Here is a 14605-nt window from a genome sequence, read left to right as displayed (position 1 = left end):
CTATCAAAATCGAAGACGCGCGATCGCAGTCAGAATGGCGAATTGACGCGCTTCCCCCGCCCTGTGGTATGAACTTTCATAAGTAAGCGATTACGGTTAAAATGGCGCCATTCAGGCGGGCGGGATCATGGCGCTCAATCCTTTCGACGACCGGAAAGAGAACGTCAAAGCCAAGGCCGCGGCGACCTATGCCGTCATCATCGCGGCGAATATTGTTGCCTGGGCATGGGCGTGGACAGCCTTCTCCGATCGGCCGGGTCTGATGGGGGCCGCTGTTCTGGCCTTCATGTTCGGACTGCGGCACGCTTTCGACGCCGACCATATCGCCGCCATCGACAATGTCGTGCGCAAACTGATGCAGGACGGCAAAACCCCCTATTCGGCAGGATTTTTCTTTTCGCTCGGCCATTCGACGATCGTCATTCTCGCCTCTGTCGCGATCGCCGCGACCGCCGCGACCGCGCAGGTCGGGCTGGACGAATTCCAGAGCGTAGGCGGCCTGATTGGCGCGAGCGTCTCCGCCCTCTTCCTCATCGGCGTCGGCCTCGTCAATCTTCTGCTGCTGAGAGGCGTCTGGTCGGCCTATCGCCGCGCCAGAAACGGCGAACCGGTGCACGATCAGGACCTCGACGCTCTGCTCAATGGGAGGGGTCTGTTGACTAGGTTTTTTCGTCCCGTGTTCGGTTTGGTCTCGCGATCCTGGCAGATGTATCTCGTCGGCTTCCTGTTCGGACTGGGCTTCGATGCGGCGACGGAAATTGGACTCCTTGGCGTCGCCGCAACGCAGGCCGCGCAAGGCATGTCCGTATGGATGATGCTCGTCTTTCCTGCCTTATTCACCGCCGGCATGTCGTTGATGGACACGTCCGACAGCGTTGCGATGACCGGCGCCTACGGCTGGGCGTTCGACGATCCGGTGAAGAAGCTTTGGTACAATCTGGTCATGACCGCGATGTCGGTAGTCGTCGCCATCTTCGTCGGCGGCGTGGAAGCTCTCGGGCTGCTTAGCGACAAGCTTGGCTTCGAAGGCGGCTTATGGCGCGTCGCTCAGACCCTCAACGACAATCTGGCCAATTTCGGCTTCGCGATCGTCGCGCTCCTCTTTGCGAGTTGGATCATCTCCACGCTCGCCGTTCGAACCAAAGCGCCGACGCAAGCCTATCGCGGCGCGGTCAGGATGGCGTTGCAGCCGCGGCGCGAGGAGTCGTGAATTCCAATATTCCCGGCATCTGCGTCTTTTTGCCGATCAGGAAGAAAGAGCGCGTCGCCTCTTTGCCCTTAAATTCGACGGTTCCGCCGTCCAGAAATACGTAATCGTCATTGAGGCGCACTTTGACCGCTTCCGACACGTGAATTTTGTCGGGCTGACCGGTGGATTCGAAACGGCTGGCGACATTCACGACATCGCCCCAAAGGTCATAGGAAAATCGTTTTTTTCCCACGACGCCGGCGGCCACGGTGCCGGTATGCACGCCCATACGCATGTGGAGCGCGTAAGGAAGCTCATTGCCGTAACTTGCGATAAAACTCTGCGCCTCCAAAGCGAAGTCTGCGATATGCTGACAGTGCAAGGGGTCCCGGTTCGGGACGCCGCCGACGACCATGTAACTGTCGCCGATCGTCTTGATTTTTTCGACGCCGTGCTTCTCGACAAGTTCGTCGAATTTTTCGAATATGGCGTTGAGCATATTGACGGTCGCGTGCGGTCCGAGCTTCGCCGAGAGTTCGGTAAAGCCGACAATGTCAGAGAAGAATACCGTAACTTCAGGAAAGACTTCCGCTATCGTCTCTTCTCCGCCGCGCAGCCGTTGGGCGATCGCCGCCGGTAGAATGTTGTGAAGCAGCTTTTCCGAACGAGAGCGTTCGACCTCCAGGTCCGACAACGCTTTGCCAGAAAGCTTTATTTTGTCTTCGAGCTTGTCGAAAGCGACGTTCAGATTTGCGACCATTGTGTTGATGGTCGTGGCGAGTTCGCTGATCTCGTCGCTTCCCAAAACCGAGGCTTGAGCCGCCAGATTTCCCGAGCCAATCTCGCGAACGACCGCCATGAGCTGTGACGCTCGAACCGAAAAGCGGTTTCGCAGGAAGAGGAAGGACACGATAACCAACCCGAACAAGCCAATGTTCAAATAAGTGTTTGCGTCCAGCACTTGGCTGGCAAATGCTTGTTGTCGCGCAATCTGCCCAGCGTATCTTTGACGAATCAATTTCTGCATCTGAAAGATTTTTTGAACCAGATCGCCATTGAGTTTTTGGTATTCATTGCTCAGCAGCAGCTTGGCCGCCAAGGCTCGGTCCGGCTTGCCCTTGCGAGAGAATGTTCCGGCGCCGTCATCGAATTCGCCATTGCTGGCATGCATGGCGGCGCGTTCGATCGCGACCAATTTGTCGTGGAAGGTTTGAGCTTCCTTGAGCTGATTTAATTCATGCGCCGTAATGTTCTGGCTCAGGAAACGGTCTTCAATCGAGATTGCGCCGTCGCCCTGGTTTTCAGGCGGTGGAATGATCCCGCCGTTCACAAGGTCCCAATAGCCGAAGCTGTAGTCTTCCGGCCGAACGACCTTGCCGTTCAGAATGTCCTCGATGGCGTTGTACCAATCGAGTCGTTTCGAGTCGCCGTTGGAAATGTAACCTGTCGAAAATCGCGTCTGCCATTGCGAAGAAAGGATCAAATCCTCGGCTAGAGTCGTCAGAGATTCCAGCTCGATATGCGATGTCTCCAATTCTTTTTGCGCTTTTTCGAGAAGAAAGCCGAGCGCCAGTTGCGCGCCTGCCAGCGCGACGAGCAACAGGAAGAAGACCGAGAAAAACGTCCGAAGCTTCATCTTCTCTCGCCTCGCGATCGGACGGTCTCAATGTCGGGAGACCGCAGCGGCGCATTGGTAGGCGATTTGCAGGCGGGCGCACAAGGGCGCGAAGTTTGGACCTGCGAAGCTTAGCCTCGCCCCCGGTAGGGCGGGACGCCCTGGTCCGGGAGCCACAGGTCTGCCGGCGGCGCGCCGGTTTGCCAGAAGACGTCGATCGGCATGCCGCCGCGCGGATACCAATAGCCGCCAATGCGCAACCACTGGGGCTTAAGCGCCGCGACGAGATCGCGCGCGATCCGCAGCGTGCAGTCTTCGTGAAAGGCGCCGTGGTTGCGGAAGCTTGAAAGATAAAGCTTCAAGGATTTCGATTCGACCAGCCATTCGGCCGGAACATAGTCGATGACAATATGCGCGAAATCGGGCTGTCCGGTCACCGGGCAGAGCGAGGTGAATTCGGGCGCGGTGAAGCGCACGAGATAGGTCGCGTCCTTGTGCGGGTTCGGCACGAGGTCGAGTTCCGCCTCATCCGGCGAAGCCGGCAAAGCGGCCTGCCGACCGAGCAGCGCCGCGCCCTTATGCGTCTTGGTCATGCAGGTAACAAAGGCGCCCTGCTGGCGACGTCAAGCGGCGCGCCGCTCACGGGTCGCGCGAATCCGGACATTCCCCTGCGCGCAAAGTGATCGGATGCGCCGACATCCAGCCCGAGAGGAATCGGTTCTCCGGGCTCTCCAACGCCTTGAGCATTTCGACGCGAACGATTTCGAGCCATTTTTCGCGCCTGTCCGGCGTGTTCATCTCCGCCGGCACGCCGAGATCGATGGCCTTCACCGCAAATTGATACGGCATGGTGTTCCAGAGGGCGACGCCGCCGCATTCGAGCATTCCCGACACGTCCTTTTCCGGCATATGGGCGATCTGCTCCTGTTCCGCGATCGGAACGGCTCCGGGGGTCCCGCTTTTCGACGCGACAATCGCGACTCCGTTGCGATAGAAGAGATTCTTCTTCACTCCGCTTCGCGTCGCGATCAGATCGCCGCCGATGACGAAGGCGGCCCCTGTGCTGCCAAGCGCGCATTTTAGAGTCCGATCGAAACAATGGGTGGCGCCGACCATGAGCGCGCTGCATCCGGCCTCGACCCAGCGAGCCAGAGTTTCCGGCTTCACATCGAGCACATAGGCGAGGCCGGGCATGTCCTCAATCTGATATTCGCATCTCTGCACGAGAGTCGCCGGCCAGCCGAGAAAATCTTCCTGCACAGGCGCGCAATTCCCTCGCAGGGGGGGATTTTTCTAACGTCGCCTTGGCGGCGGCGACGTGCTCCGGCGACTGAGCCGGCGCAAGCGTCGGAAAGGAAAGCCCCAAACAAAGACTGAAGACGGCGACGCCCCGACCCCATCGCCTTTCGATGCGCGCCATTCCAACCTCCCGGCGGACCGTCGCGCCTGGCGGCGACGCCCGCTCCTTTGATCGAACTCGAGGATAGGTTGGGGCCCTCGCCAGTCAATGGAATTGGCGGGCCCGCTGACCCGGCGGCGCAGCATCGTCGCGGCAAAAGCGCACGCCCTAAGACAAAAGCTTTTTGCGGCCGAGGCTTTTCGGGACGCTGCAATAGGTCTAAGAAGTCGCGCCGCTCCGCGCCGCATCATAAGAGGCTGAAATGACCGAGATCGTCGACATCCACGCCCGCGAAATTCTCGATTCCCGCGGGAATCCAACCGTCGAGGTCGAGGTCACGCTGGAGGACGGCTCCTCCGGCCGGGCGGCGGTTCCGTCAGGGGCCTCGACCGGCGCGCATGAGGCGGTGGAGAAGCGCGACGGCGATAAATCGCGCTATCTCGGCAAGGGCGTGCTCGCGGCGGTCGACAACGTCAATGACGAAATCGCCGGGGCGCTGCTCGGCTTTGAGGCCGAGGATCAGGTCGCCATCGACGAGACGATGATCAAGCTCGACGGCACGCCAAACAAGGCGCGGCTCGGCGCGAACGCCATTCTCGGCGTGTCGCTCGCCGTCGCCAAAGCGGCGGCCGAGGCGACCGCCCTGCCGCTTTATCGCTACGTCGGCGGCGTTCAGGCCCGGGTGCTGCCGACGCCGATGATGAACATCGTCAATGGCGGGGTGCACGCCGACAATCCGATCGACTTCCAGGAATTCATGATCATGCCGACCGGCGCGCCGAATGTGCGCGACGCCATCCGCTGGGGCGCGGAGATTTTCCATACGCTCAAGGCGGCGCTGAAGAAGGCGGGCCTCAGCACCTCGGTCGGCGACGAAGGCGGTTTCGCCCCCAATCTTCCCTCCGCTGAAGCGGCGCTCGACTTCGTCATGAAGGCGATCGAAACGGCGGGCTTCAAGCCCGGCGTCGATGTGCATCTCGCCTCGGACTGCGCCGCGACGGAATTCTTCAAGGACGGCAAATATGTTTACGAAGGCGAAGGCGTGACGCGTTCGATCGACGAACAGGTCGCCTATCTCGCCAAGCTCGCCGGCGCCTATCCGATCGTCTCGATCGAGGACGGCATGGCTGAGGATGATTGGGAGGGCTGGAAGAAGCTCACCGACGCCATCGGCGACAAGGTTCAGCTCGTCGGCGACGATCTCTTCGTCACCAATGTCGTGCGCCTAAACGAGGGCATCAAGAAGGGCGTCGCCAATTCGCTGCTCGTCAAAGTCAATCAGATCGGCACGCTGACCGAAACGCTCGCCTCGGTCGAAACCGCGCATCGCGCCGGCTACACCACCGTGTTCTCGCATCGCTCCGGCGAGACTGAGGATTCGACCATTGCCGATCTCGTCGTCGCGACGAACAGCGGCCAGATCAAGACGGGCTCGCTCGCCCGCTCCGACCGCACCGCCAAATATAACCAGCTCATCCGCATCGAAGAGGAGCTGGGCGACGCGGCGATCTACGCCGGCAAGAGCGCGCTCAAGGCGCTGGCGTAGCATGTGACGTGGAATCTCGGCTGTCGTGCGCCGCAGACATCAATCCGGGCGTAAAAGCGTGGCCGGCGGCAAGCGCTGCATGCGCCTTGAGAAGATTTTGGACGAAGCCCAATTTGTCTTTCACGATCGGCGAGATCACGAAGGGATAGATGTCGGGCTGTCCCATCGATCGATTGATGTTGTTCAATGCGAATGAAATGTCGAGCCAATTATCGATCATCTCGTTGATGTCGGGATAGGCGTAGGGATCGAAATCGACCCGCCCCGGCGAGCCGTCGTTGCGTCGCACCACGAGCCCGGCGCTCCGGCCGGTTTCGAGCGCATCGACGATATGCAGATAATGCGCAAAGGTTTCCGCGAAATCTTCCCACGGATGGGCTGAGGCATAGGCGCTGATGTGATTCAGCCGCCAGTCGGCCGGGGGTCCTTCTTCATAATGCCTCCGCAGGGACGCTGGATAGTCTTCCCGCTCATCTCCAAAAAGGTCGCGAAAAGCGTAGAGATGCTCGGAGCGCGCGACGATGCGATCCCAATAATAGTGCCCAATCTCATGCCTGAAATGGCCGAGCAAGGTGCGGTAGGGCTCGCCCATCTCGTCCCGCATTTTCTCGCGCGCCGGGTCATCGGCTTCCTTCAAGGCGATGGTGATCAGGCCCGAATTATGGCCGGTCAGCACAGGCCTTTGTGAAGGCTCCTCCGCAAGGAAGTCGAATATCAGCGGCGCGCCGTCGTTCTCGGAAGCGTTCGGCGCAGGCAGATTCAGTCGGATGAGACTGTAAAACAGCCGCCGTTTGGCGATCTCGATTTTCTGCCAGGCGGCGTGGCGCTTTTCATCCGATAAGTCGGGCACGGTTCGATTGTGCTGACAGGCGACACAATATTCCGACCCGGCGCCCTTCTCGACCATCCAGTTGCAGCCGTGTAGCTCCCAGTTCTTGCAGAAGCGATATTGGCGGGTTCCGTCAGCCAGCGCGATCCAGGCTTCGCCGGAAGGTTCGACGGCGGTCATCGCGCCGAGCGCCGGCAGGTAGCCGAGCATATGCCCGCAACTTTCGCATTTGACGTTCTCAAAAAGGATGCTCTGGCGGTAAATCTGACAGCGAAAGGCTTTCATGGGAGACCCGCCTGAGACGCGCTGCGGCATAACTGCTTGGCAGACCGAATGTTCCGAGCTCCAGGGGCGCGATCATCCGCCGGGCGCTCGACGTCCGGAAAGTCTAATCTGGGTGCCGGCTCTTTGCGCAGGACGTATCCAGGCGCTAGGCTCATTGCCGCAATTTCAGACAAAGCCGCGAGTTTCTCGGCTGTTTAGATTGACACTTCGCGGCTGCATCCCGCTAAACTCCGGATTGGCCTCGCGCCAGTTCACAAGACAATGGCGCTGAAACGAGACGCTGATCAACGTGTCGATCCAGATCGCCCTTCATCACATTACCCACTACAAATATGACCGCTTGGTTGCGCTCGGACCGCAGATTGTCCGGCTGCGCCCCGCCCCCCATTGTCGCACGAAAATCTCCAGCTACTCGCTCAAGATCGCGCCTTCGGGCCACTTCATCAATTGGCAGCAGGACCCGCACGGCAATTGGCTGGCGCGTCTCGTGTTCCCGGACAAGGCGCATGAATTCAAGATTGAAGTCGACTTGCTGGCGGAGCTCGCCGTCTATAATCCCTTCGATTTTTTCATCGAGCCTTACGCTGAAGAATTCCCCTTCGCTTATCCGGACGAGCAGAAGATCGAGCTTGCGGCTTACCTCGAACCCGAAGACGTCGGCCCGCTGACCGAAGGCTTCCTCCAAAGCCTGCCCAGGGAAAAGACGCGCACCATCAATTTTCTCGTCGAGCTCAACGCGCGACTGCATCACGCCATTCGCTACGTCATCCGGATGGAGCCTGGCGTGCAAGCGCCGGAGGAAACGCTGGCGCTCGGGTCGGGGTCTTGCCGCGATTCCGCTTGGCTGCTTGTGCAGATCCTGCGCAAGCTCGGTCTCGCCGCGCGTTTCGTCTCCGGCTATCTCATTCAGCTGAAGGCCGACATCGATCCTATCGAGGGCCCGAAAGGAACCGATCACGACTTCACCGATCTGCACGCCTGGACCGAAGTTTTTCTGCCCGGCGCCGGTTGGATCGGTCTCGACGCGACTTCGGGACTGTTCTGCGGCGAGGGCCATCTGCCGGTCTGCGGCGCGCCGCATTATCGCTCCGCGGCGCCCTTGTCGGGCTTGGTGGAGCCTGCGCGAGTCGATTTCAATTTCGAGATGCGCGTCGACCGCATCAATGAGGCGCCGCGGATCACCGCGCCCTTTTCCGACGAGGCGTGGCGCCGGCTCGACGCGCTCGGCGAAAAGGTCGACGCCGATCTCAACGCGCAGGACGTTCGCCTCACCATGGGCGGCGAGCCGACATTCGTCTCGATCGACGATTTCGAATCCGCCGAATGGAACACGGCGGCGACCGGCCCAAGCAAGCGCGAGCGCGCCGACGACCTTATTCACAGGCTGCGCGAGCGCTTCGCGCCGAACGGCTTTCTGCATTACGGCCAGGGCAAATGGTATCCCGGCGAAAGCCTCCCCCGCTGGGCCTTTGGCCTTTATTGGCGACGCGACGGCAAGTCGATGTTCGCGCAAACCCAATTCTTCGCCGATAATGCGGAGAAGAAAGGCGCGACCACTGCGGACGCGGAAGTTTTCACGCAAGCTCTCGCGGAACGACTGGGGGTGGGCGCCGAACATGCCGTGCCGGCTTATGAGGATCCCACGCATTGGATGGTCAAGGAGGGCGCCCTTCCAATTAATGTCGATCCCTCGGATCCCAAGATCGACGACGCCGAGGAACGCTCGCGCATGATGCGGGTATTCGAGCGCGGCCTGAGCAAACCCACGGGCTTTGTCCTGCCAATCCAGCGCTGGAACGCGCAGGCCGAGTCTACGTCTCGGTGGACGTCGGAAAAGTGGACGCTGCGTCGCGGAAAACTGTTCCTGGCCCCCGGCGACTCGCCGATCGGGCTGCGGCTTCCAGTGGCGTCCCTGCCCAAACTGTCCGAGGAGGAATTTCCCTACATTCATCCGCAGGATCCCTTCGCCCCGCGCGAACCGCTGCCGGAGCCCGGACATTTCTGGCGCATCCAAGCCGGCGGTCAGACTGGTGGCGGACAGGCGCGCCAGGACGTGCACGAACAGTCGATCGTCGAAGGCGCGGTGCGGACCGCCTTCACCATCGAGCCGCGCGACGGCAATCTCTGCGTGTTCATGCCCCCTGTCGCGACGCTCGAGGACTATCTTGAACTGCTTGAGGCGGTCGAGGAGAGCGCCAAGGTCACGGGGCTGCCGCCTCATATCGAAGGCTATCCGCCGCCAAACGATCCGCGCCTCGAATCGATCAAGGTGACGCCCGATCCGGGAGTCATCGAGGTCAATATCCACCCGGCGGCCAATTGGCGGCAGGCCGTCGAGACAACGACCGCGCTTTATGAAGAAGCCCGGCAGGCGCGATTGACGACCGCGAAATTCATGATCGACGGCCGGCAAATCGGTTCGGGCGGCGGCAATCATGTCGTGCTTGGCGGCGAGACGGCGTCCGACTCGCCCTTCCTGCGGCGTCCCGACCTGTTGAAGAGCCTTGTGCTCTATTGGCAGCGCCATCCCGCGCTGTCCTATCTGTTCTCCGGATTGTTCATCGGTCCGACGAGCCAGTCGCCGCGGGTCGACGAAGCGCGCCACGACTCGCTTTACGAACTGGAGATTGCGCTCGCTCAGGTGCCGTCGTCCGGCGAAAACTATGTGCCGCCATGGCTCGTCGATCGGCTGTTTCGCAATTTGCTGGTCGATGTCGCCGGCAACACCCATCGCGCCGAAATCTGCATCGACAAGCTCTATTCCCCGGACGGACCGACCGGGCGCCTGGGACTGGTTGAATTCCGCGCTTTCGAAATGCCGCCCGACGCGCGCATGAGTCTCGCGCAGCAATTATTGCTTCGCGCCCTCGTCGCCTGGTTCTGGCGCGAGCCGCAGCATGGCGATCTGGTGCGCTGGGGAACGGCGCTGCACGACAAATTCATGCTGCCGCATTTCGTCTGGCAGGATTTCCTAGGCGTGCTCGACGATCTGCGCCGCGCCGGTTACCCCTTCGAACCGGAATGGTTCGAGGCGCAGCGCGAGTTCCGCTTCCCGCTCGCGGGCTGCGTCGAACATGGCGGAGTCCATCTCGAAATTCGCGGCGCGCTCGAACCCTGGCATGTGATGGGCGAGGAAGGCGGCAATGGCGGCACCGTGCGCTATGTCGACTCTTCGCTCGAGCGCCTGCAGGTCAAGGCGACGGGGCTCGTTCCCGGTCGCCACGTCATCGCCTGCAACGGACGCCGCGTTCCGATGACCGGCATCGGCGTCCCCGGAGAGGCGGTGGCGGGCGTGCGCTTTAAAGCCTGGCAGCCGCACTCGGGCCTTCATCCGACGCTGCCCGTCCAGGCGCCGCTGACCTTCGACGTGATCGACTGCTGGAGCAGGCGCTCGCTCGGCGGCTGCGTCTATCACGCGACCCATCCCGGAGGCCGCAATTACGACTCCTTCCCCGTCAACAGTAACGAAGCCGAAGCGCGGCGGCTGGCGCGATTTGAGGATCATGGACACACGCCCGGCCCTGTCGATCCGCCGCACGAAGAGCCAAGCCAAGAGTTTCCGCTGACTCTGGACCTTCGGAGGAACATTGTCCGCTGAGCGCGTGATCGAGACGGACGAGGCCTCCCGGCATGTCGCCGCCTGGATCGCCGAATATGGGCCGACGCACGACGCGCCTGACGAATTGCTTGATAGTGATGGTCTCCCGCGCGCGCACTGGCGACAATTCCTCGATTCATTCGCCGCATTCGGCGACGCCGGCCTGGAGCAGCGCTTCGCCGCCGCCGGCCGGCGCATTGAAGACATGGGGATTTCCTACCGGGTTCAAGGAGAAGCCAAGGAGCGTAGCTGGCCGCTCGGTCGCCTGCCGCTCCTGATTCCGGAATTGGAATGGCGCGAGATCGCTGCGGGAGTCGCGCAGCGCGCGGAGCTTCTCGATCTGATCCTGCATGACATCTATGGCGACGCGCGGCTTGTCGCGGAGGGCGTCCTTCCGGCCGCGGCCGTCGCCGGCGCCCCGAATTTCATCCGGCCGATGTGCGGAGCGACGCCGCCGGGCGGCCGTTGGCTTCGCTTTTACGCCGCCGACCTGGGGCGAGGGCCGGACGGAAATTGGCGCGTGCTCGGCGATCGCGCGCAGGCGCCGTCGGGGGCCGGCTACGCCCTGGAAAATCGGCTCGTGTTGTCGCGCGCGCTGCCGAGCCTTTATCGAGACATGAACGTCGAGCGCCTCGCGCCGTTCTTTCGGGACTTTCGCGCAGGCATTTCCCGCGCCGCGCAGCGCGTCGATCCGCGCATTTGCCTGCTGACGCCCGGCCCCTGGAGCGAAACCTATTCCGAACAGGCGCATCTCGCCCGCTATCTCGGTTTTGCGCTGGTTGAAGGCGAAGATCTCGTGGCGAGCGACGGCAAGCTGCATGTGCGCACCATCGCCGGCTTGAAGCGCGCCGACGTCATCTGGCGTCGCGTCGACGCCGACTGGTGTGATCCGCTGGAGCAGAACGCCGCGTCGCGGCTCGGGGTCGCCGGCATGTTCGACGCGATTCGCAAAGGCGCCGTCGTCGTCGCAAATATGCCGGGCGCGGGGGTGATCGAGTCGCGCGCGCTGATGAGCTTCATGCCGGAATTGTCGAAACGCGTGCTCGGCCAAAATCTCAAACTTTCGAATATCGAATCCTGGTGGTGCGGCCGCGAAAAGGAACGCAGACAAGTTCTCGACGCCTTGAGCGAATTCGCGATCAGCGGCGCCTTCGCCGACCGGCTTCCCGGTTTTGGTGAACGTCGCGAGGCGCTCGGCCACGCGCTCTCCGGCGAGGAGCGCACAAGACTGATCGACGCCATAAATCAGCGCGGCGTCGACTATGTCGCTCAGGCGCCGACAAGGCTCTCCACGACTCCCGCCTGGATCGACGGCAGGCTGTCGCCAAGGCCGTTCGTCTTGCGCGTCTTCGCCGCCGCGACGGCGCAGGGATGGACCGTCATGCCCGGCGGCTTCTGCCGCATCTCCAACCAGCCGGATGTGCGCGACGTCTCGATGGACGCCGGCGCGCAATCCAGCGACGTGTGGGTGTTGTCGAACGGTCCGATCAAATGGTCGACGCTGCTGCCGTCCGACGAGGACCCGCCGATCGTGCGCGCGCTCGGCAATCTGCCGAGCCGCGCCGCCGACAATCTCTTCTGGATGGGCCGCTACCTCGAGCGCGCCGAAGCGACGTTGCGAATCGTGCGGACTCTCGCCGCGCGCCTGGGGCAGCCGCAGCACATCGAACTCCACGGGCGCCAGACGATCGAACGGCTCGCGCGATTGCTGATCGCCTGGGGCGCTGCGCCAGAGGACATGCCGGACATGAATCCGACGCAGATCGCGTGGGCGGCGACCGCCGACGCTGATGCGTACGGTTCGGCGCTGTCGGTCGTGCGCAATGCAAAACGTGCGGCGTCGATCGTGCGCGAGCGCATGTCCAACGATGTCTGGCAGCTGATCGGAAGGATCGAAACGCGTCTGACGCGCGCCGGCGCGCGCGCCATCACCGAGCCGGAAACGCTGGAGATCATCGAGCGCTCGCTGCATACGCTGGCGGCCTTGTCCGGACTGATCGACGAAAATTTCAATCGCGTGGCCGGCTGGAGCTTTATCGATCTTGGCCGACGGCTTGAGCGCGCCATCGGGGCCTGCCGCTTTGCGCGACAGCTCGCCGGCGACCAGGCGACGGTCGAGACGCTCGATGCGTTGCTCGATCTTCTCGATTCGCAGATCACCTATCGCTCGCGCTATATCGCCGGCGCGGCGCTCGCGCCCGTCCTCGACATGGCGATACTCGACCCGTTCAACCCGCGATCGGTCGCCTTCCAGGCGATGCGCATCGACGAACATCTCGCAGCGCTGCCTTCTCTGCGAAACGACGGCGTAATGGAGCCGCCCCGGCGACTCTCGGTCAGACTGCGCGCCGAGCTCGAGTCGGAGGATGCGCGCCGTTTGGACGCCTTGACCATTCTTGCATGGGAACAACGCCTGATGACTCTCGCCGACAGAATCGCCGAGCGATATTTCACGCATGGCGCCGAAGGCGAAGCAAACTCTCAGCCGTCGCGGATCGCGTGATTTACGATATCGTCCATCACACGACATACAAATATGACGCGCCCGTCGCCTCGGCGCGCTGCGCCATGCGTCTGCTGCCGCGCAGCGATCGCGGCCAAACCGTCCTGTCCAGCAAGATCGAGCTGTCGCCGTCTGCCGATCTCATCAGCGACAGGATCGACTTTCACGGAAATCGCGTTTGCGAGGCGCGCATCCTCGAGCCCCACACCAGACTGCGCATCGGCCTTGCGGCGCGCGTCGCGGTGGAGCGGCCGGCGCCGCCTGTTTCGGCCCTGACGCCGGCATGGGAAATCGTGAGGACCGCGGCCCATGAAGCCAATTCGCTCCAGGCGTCATCTCCCGCCCATTACATCTATGCGAGCCGCCATGCGCCACTGTTCAACGCGGCGACGAAATACGCGCGCAAAAGCTTTTCGCCCCATCGGCCCATTCTCGAAGGCGCCATTGAACTGACGAAACGCATCCACGCCGATTTCGCCTATGATCCGGATGCGACGCATATTGCGACGCCGATCGTGCAGGCCTTCGACAACCGCCGCGGAGTCTGCCAGGATTTCGCCCATATCATGATCGCCGCTTTGCGCGGCCTCGGCTTGGCCGCGTCCTATGTCAGCGGTTATCTTCGAACCTTTGCGGCGCCTGGCCAGACGCGGCTGGAAGGCGCCGACTCGACCCACGCATGGGTCTCCCTCTGGTGCGGACCCGAATTTGGGTTCTTCGATCTCGATCCGACCAACGCCATGGCGGTCGGCAATGATCATATCGCGATCGCGATCGGGCGCGACTATGCGGACGTCTCGCCGATCGACGGCGTGATTCTGGGCGCCGGCAATCAAGACCTGGACGTGAGCGTCGACGTAAAGGAAGCCGCGATTTAGAACTCTCTTTGAACAAGCCGGATGCCATTCCCGACGCGCGCAACGCGCGCGATCGGCAATCCAGAATCACAACATGAGTCATTGAATTGGCCCTGGATTCCCGGTCAGGCCTTCGGCCTGCCGGGAATGACAAGGTCTGAGCGAACGGATCGGCCGGAACCCGTGTGACTTGACGCTCCTCCAGACGCGGGATGGAGCCGCCGCTCGAAACCCTCCGAAAAAATATTCATCCGTCTGCATCCGAACGCCGAACCGCGGCGTAACCCTAAGCGAGCGCGACGCGCTGCGGCCGGTAAAAAGGAGCAGAAGATGAGCAATTCCGATTTGATCCGATCCCTTTACGCGGCCTTCGGGCGCGGCGACGTCAAATCCATTCTCGATGCGCTCGACCCCGCGATCGAATGGCTGTCGAGCGGCGACGCCAAGATCGTTCCCTGGGGGGGCCGTCGCGGCGGCGTCGCCGGAGCGGCGTCCTTCTTCCAAGCGCTTGCGGAGTATCTCGATTTCGAAGCTTTCGAGCCGACGGAATTTTTTGAATCGGGCGACACGGTGATCGTGCTCGGCCGCACCAAGGCGCGGGTGAAGAAGGGCGGCGTCTTCGACGGCGATTGGGCGCATGTCTTCACGCTCAAAAACGGCAAGCTGCTGCGTTTTCGTGAATTCTACGACACGAAGTCGATCGCCGACGCCATCGCAGCATGATCGATTCCAAAAATTTAGAGCGTGCTTAACGCGAAAAGCCGGATTCCACTTTTTCGTTAGC

10 protein-coding genes are annotated in these 14605 nt (G+C 61.9%); 6 read left to right on the top strand and 4 right to left on the bottom strand.

Features of this window, described 5'->3' with window-relative positions:
• The first annotated feature begins 127 nt into the window (after positions 1 to 127).
• Positions 128 to 1210, top strand: a complete 1083-nt coding sequence (locus AB7I51_RS06120) for a HoxN/HupN/NixA family nickel/cobalt transporter (protein ID WP_428403390.1) — start codon at positions 128 to 130, stop codon at positions 1208 to 1210.
• Here AB7I51_RS06120 and AB7I51_RS06115 read toward each other — a convergent pair.
• The 3 genes from AB7I51_RS06115 to AB7I51_RS06105 form a co-directional block, all read right to left on the bottom strand.
• Positions 1173 to 2825 carry an adenylate/guanylate cyclase domain-containing protein gene (locus tag AB7I51_RS06115; protein ID WP_428403389.1) on the bottom strand — a complete coding sequence of 551 codons (1653 nt, stop codon included), beginning with the start codon at positions 2823 to 2825 and terminating at the stop codon, positions 1173 to 1175. The two genes, AB7I51_RS06120 and AB7I51_RS06115, sit on opposite strands and share 38 nt — an antisense overlap.
• A gap of 110 nt (positions 2826 to 2935) precedes the next feature.
• Positions 2936 to 3397: a preQ(1) synthase gene (gene queF / locus AB7I51_RS06110; RefSeq protein ID WP_428403388.1), complete on the bottom strand. Its 462-nt coding sequence runs from the start codon at positions 3395 to 3397 to the stop codon at positions 2936 to 2938.
• Positions 3398 to 3443: 46 nt separating this feature from the next.
• Positions 3444 to 4064, bottom strand: a complete 621-nt coding sequence (locus AB7I51_RS06105; RefSeq protein ID WP_428403387.1) for a hypothetical protein — start codon at positions 4062 to 4064, stop codon at positions 3444 to 3446.
• A 401-nt stretch (positions 4065 to 4465) separates the two neighbouring features.
• Here AB7I51_RS06105 and eno point away from each other — a divergent pair, with 401 nt between their 5' ends.
• A complete protein-coding gene (gene eno / locus AB7I51_RS06100) occupies positions 4466 to 5749 on the top strand; it encodes a phosphopyruvate hydratase (RefSeq protein WP_428403386.1) in 1284 nt (427 codons plus the stop codon).
• Here the strand turns inward: eno and AB7I51_RS06095 are convergent.
• A complete protein-coding gene (locus AB7I51_RS06095; protein ID WP_428403385.1) occupies positions 5733 to 6863 on the bottom strand; it encodes a zinc-binding metallopeptidase family protein in 1131 nt (376 codons plus the stop codon). The two genes, eno and AB7I51_RS06095, sit on opposite strands and share 17 nt — an antisense overlap.
• A gap of 289 nt (positions 6864 to 7152) precedes the next feature.
• On the opposite strand from AB7I51_RS06095, the gene AB7I51_RS06090 reads away from it, so the two are divergent.
• The 4 genes from AB7I51_RS06090 to AB7I51_RS06075 all read left to right on the top strand — a co-directional run bounded on the left by AB7I51_RS06090 (position 7153) and on the right by AB7I51_RS06075 (position 14544).
• On the top strand, positions 7153 to 10461 hold the full coding sequence (locus AB7I51_RS06090) for a DUF2126 domain-containing protein (RefSeq protein ID WP_428403384.1): 3309 nt from the start codon (positions 7153 to 7155) through the stop codon (positions 10459 to 10461).
• On the top strand, positions 10451 to 12964 hold the full coding sequence (locus AB7I51_RS06085; protein ID WP_428403383.1) for a circularly permuted type 2 ATP-grasp protein: 2514 nt from the start codon (positions 10451 to 10453) through the stop codon (positions 12962 to 12964). Before AB7I51_RS06090 ends, AB7I51_RS06085 begins: the two co-directional genes overlap by 11 nt.
• Complete coding sequence (locus AB7I51_RS06080; RefSeq protein ID WP_428403382.1) at positions 12961 to 13842, top strand: transglutaminase family protein; 882 nt, start codon at positions 12961 to 12963, stop codon at positions 13840 to 13842. The genes AB7I51_RS06085 and AB7I51_RS06080 overlap by 4 nt, the downstream gene beginning before the upstream one ends.
• A 309-nt stretch (positions 13843 to 14151) precedes the next feature.
• Entirely contained in the window at positions 14152 to 14544 is a 393-nt protein-coding gene (locus AB7I51_RS06075) for a nuclear transport factor 2 family protein (RefSeq protein WP_428403381.1), read from the top strand.
• The last annotated feature ends 61 nt before the right edge of the window (positions 14545 to 14605 follow it).

This window comes from Methylocystis sp., assembly GCF_050246715.1.
Lineage (GTDB): Bacteria > Pseudomonadota > Alphaproteobacteria > Rhizobiales > Beijerinckiaceae > Methylocystis.
The sequence above is the reverse complement of the archived record's forward strand: the minus strand, read 5'-3'. Positions and strand labels throughout refer to the sequence as shown.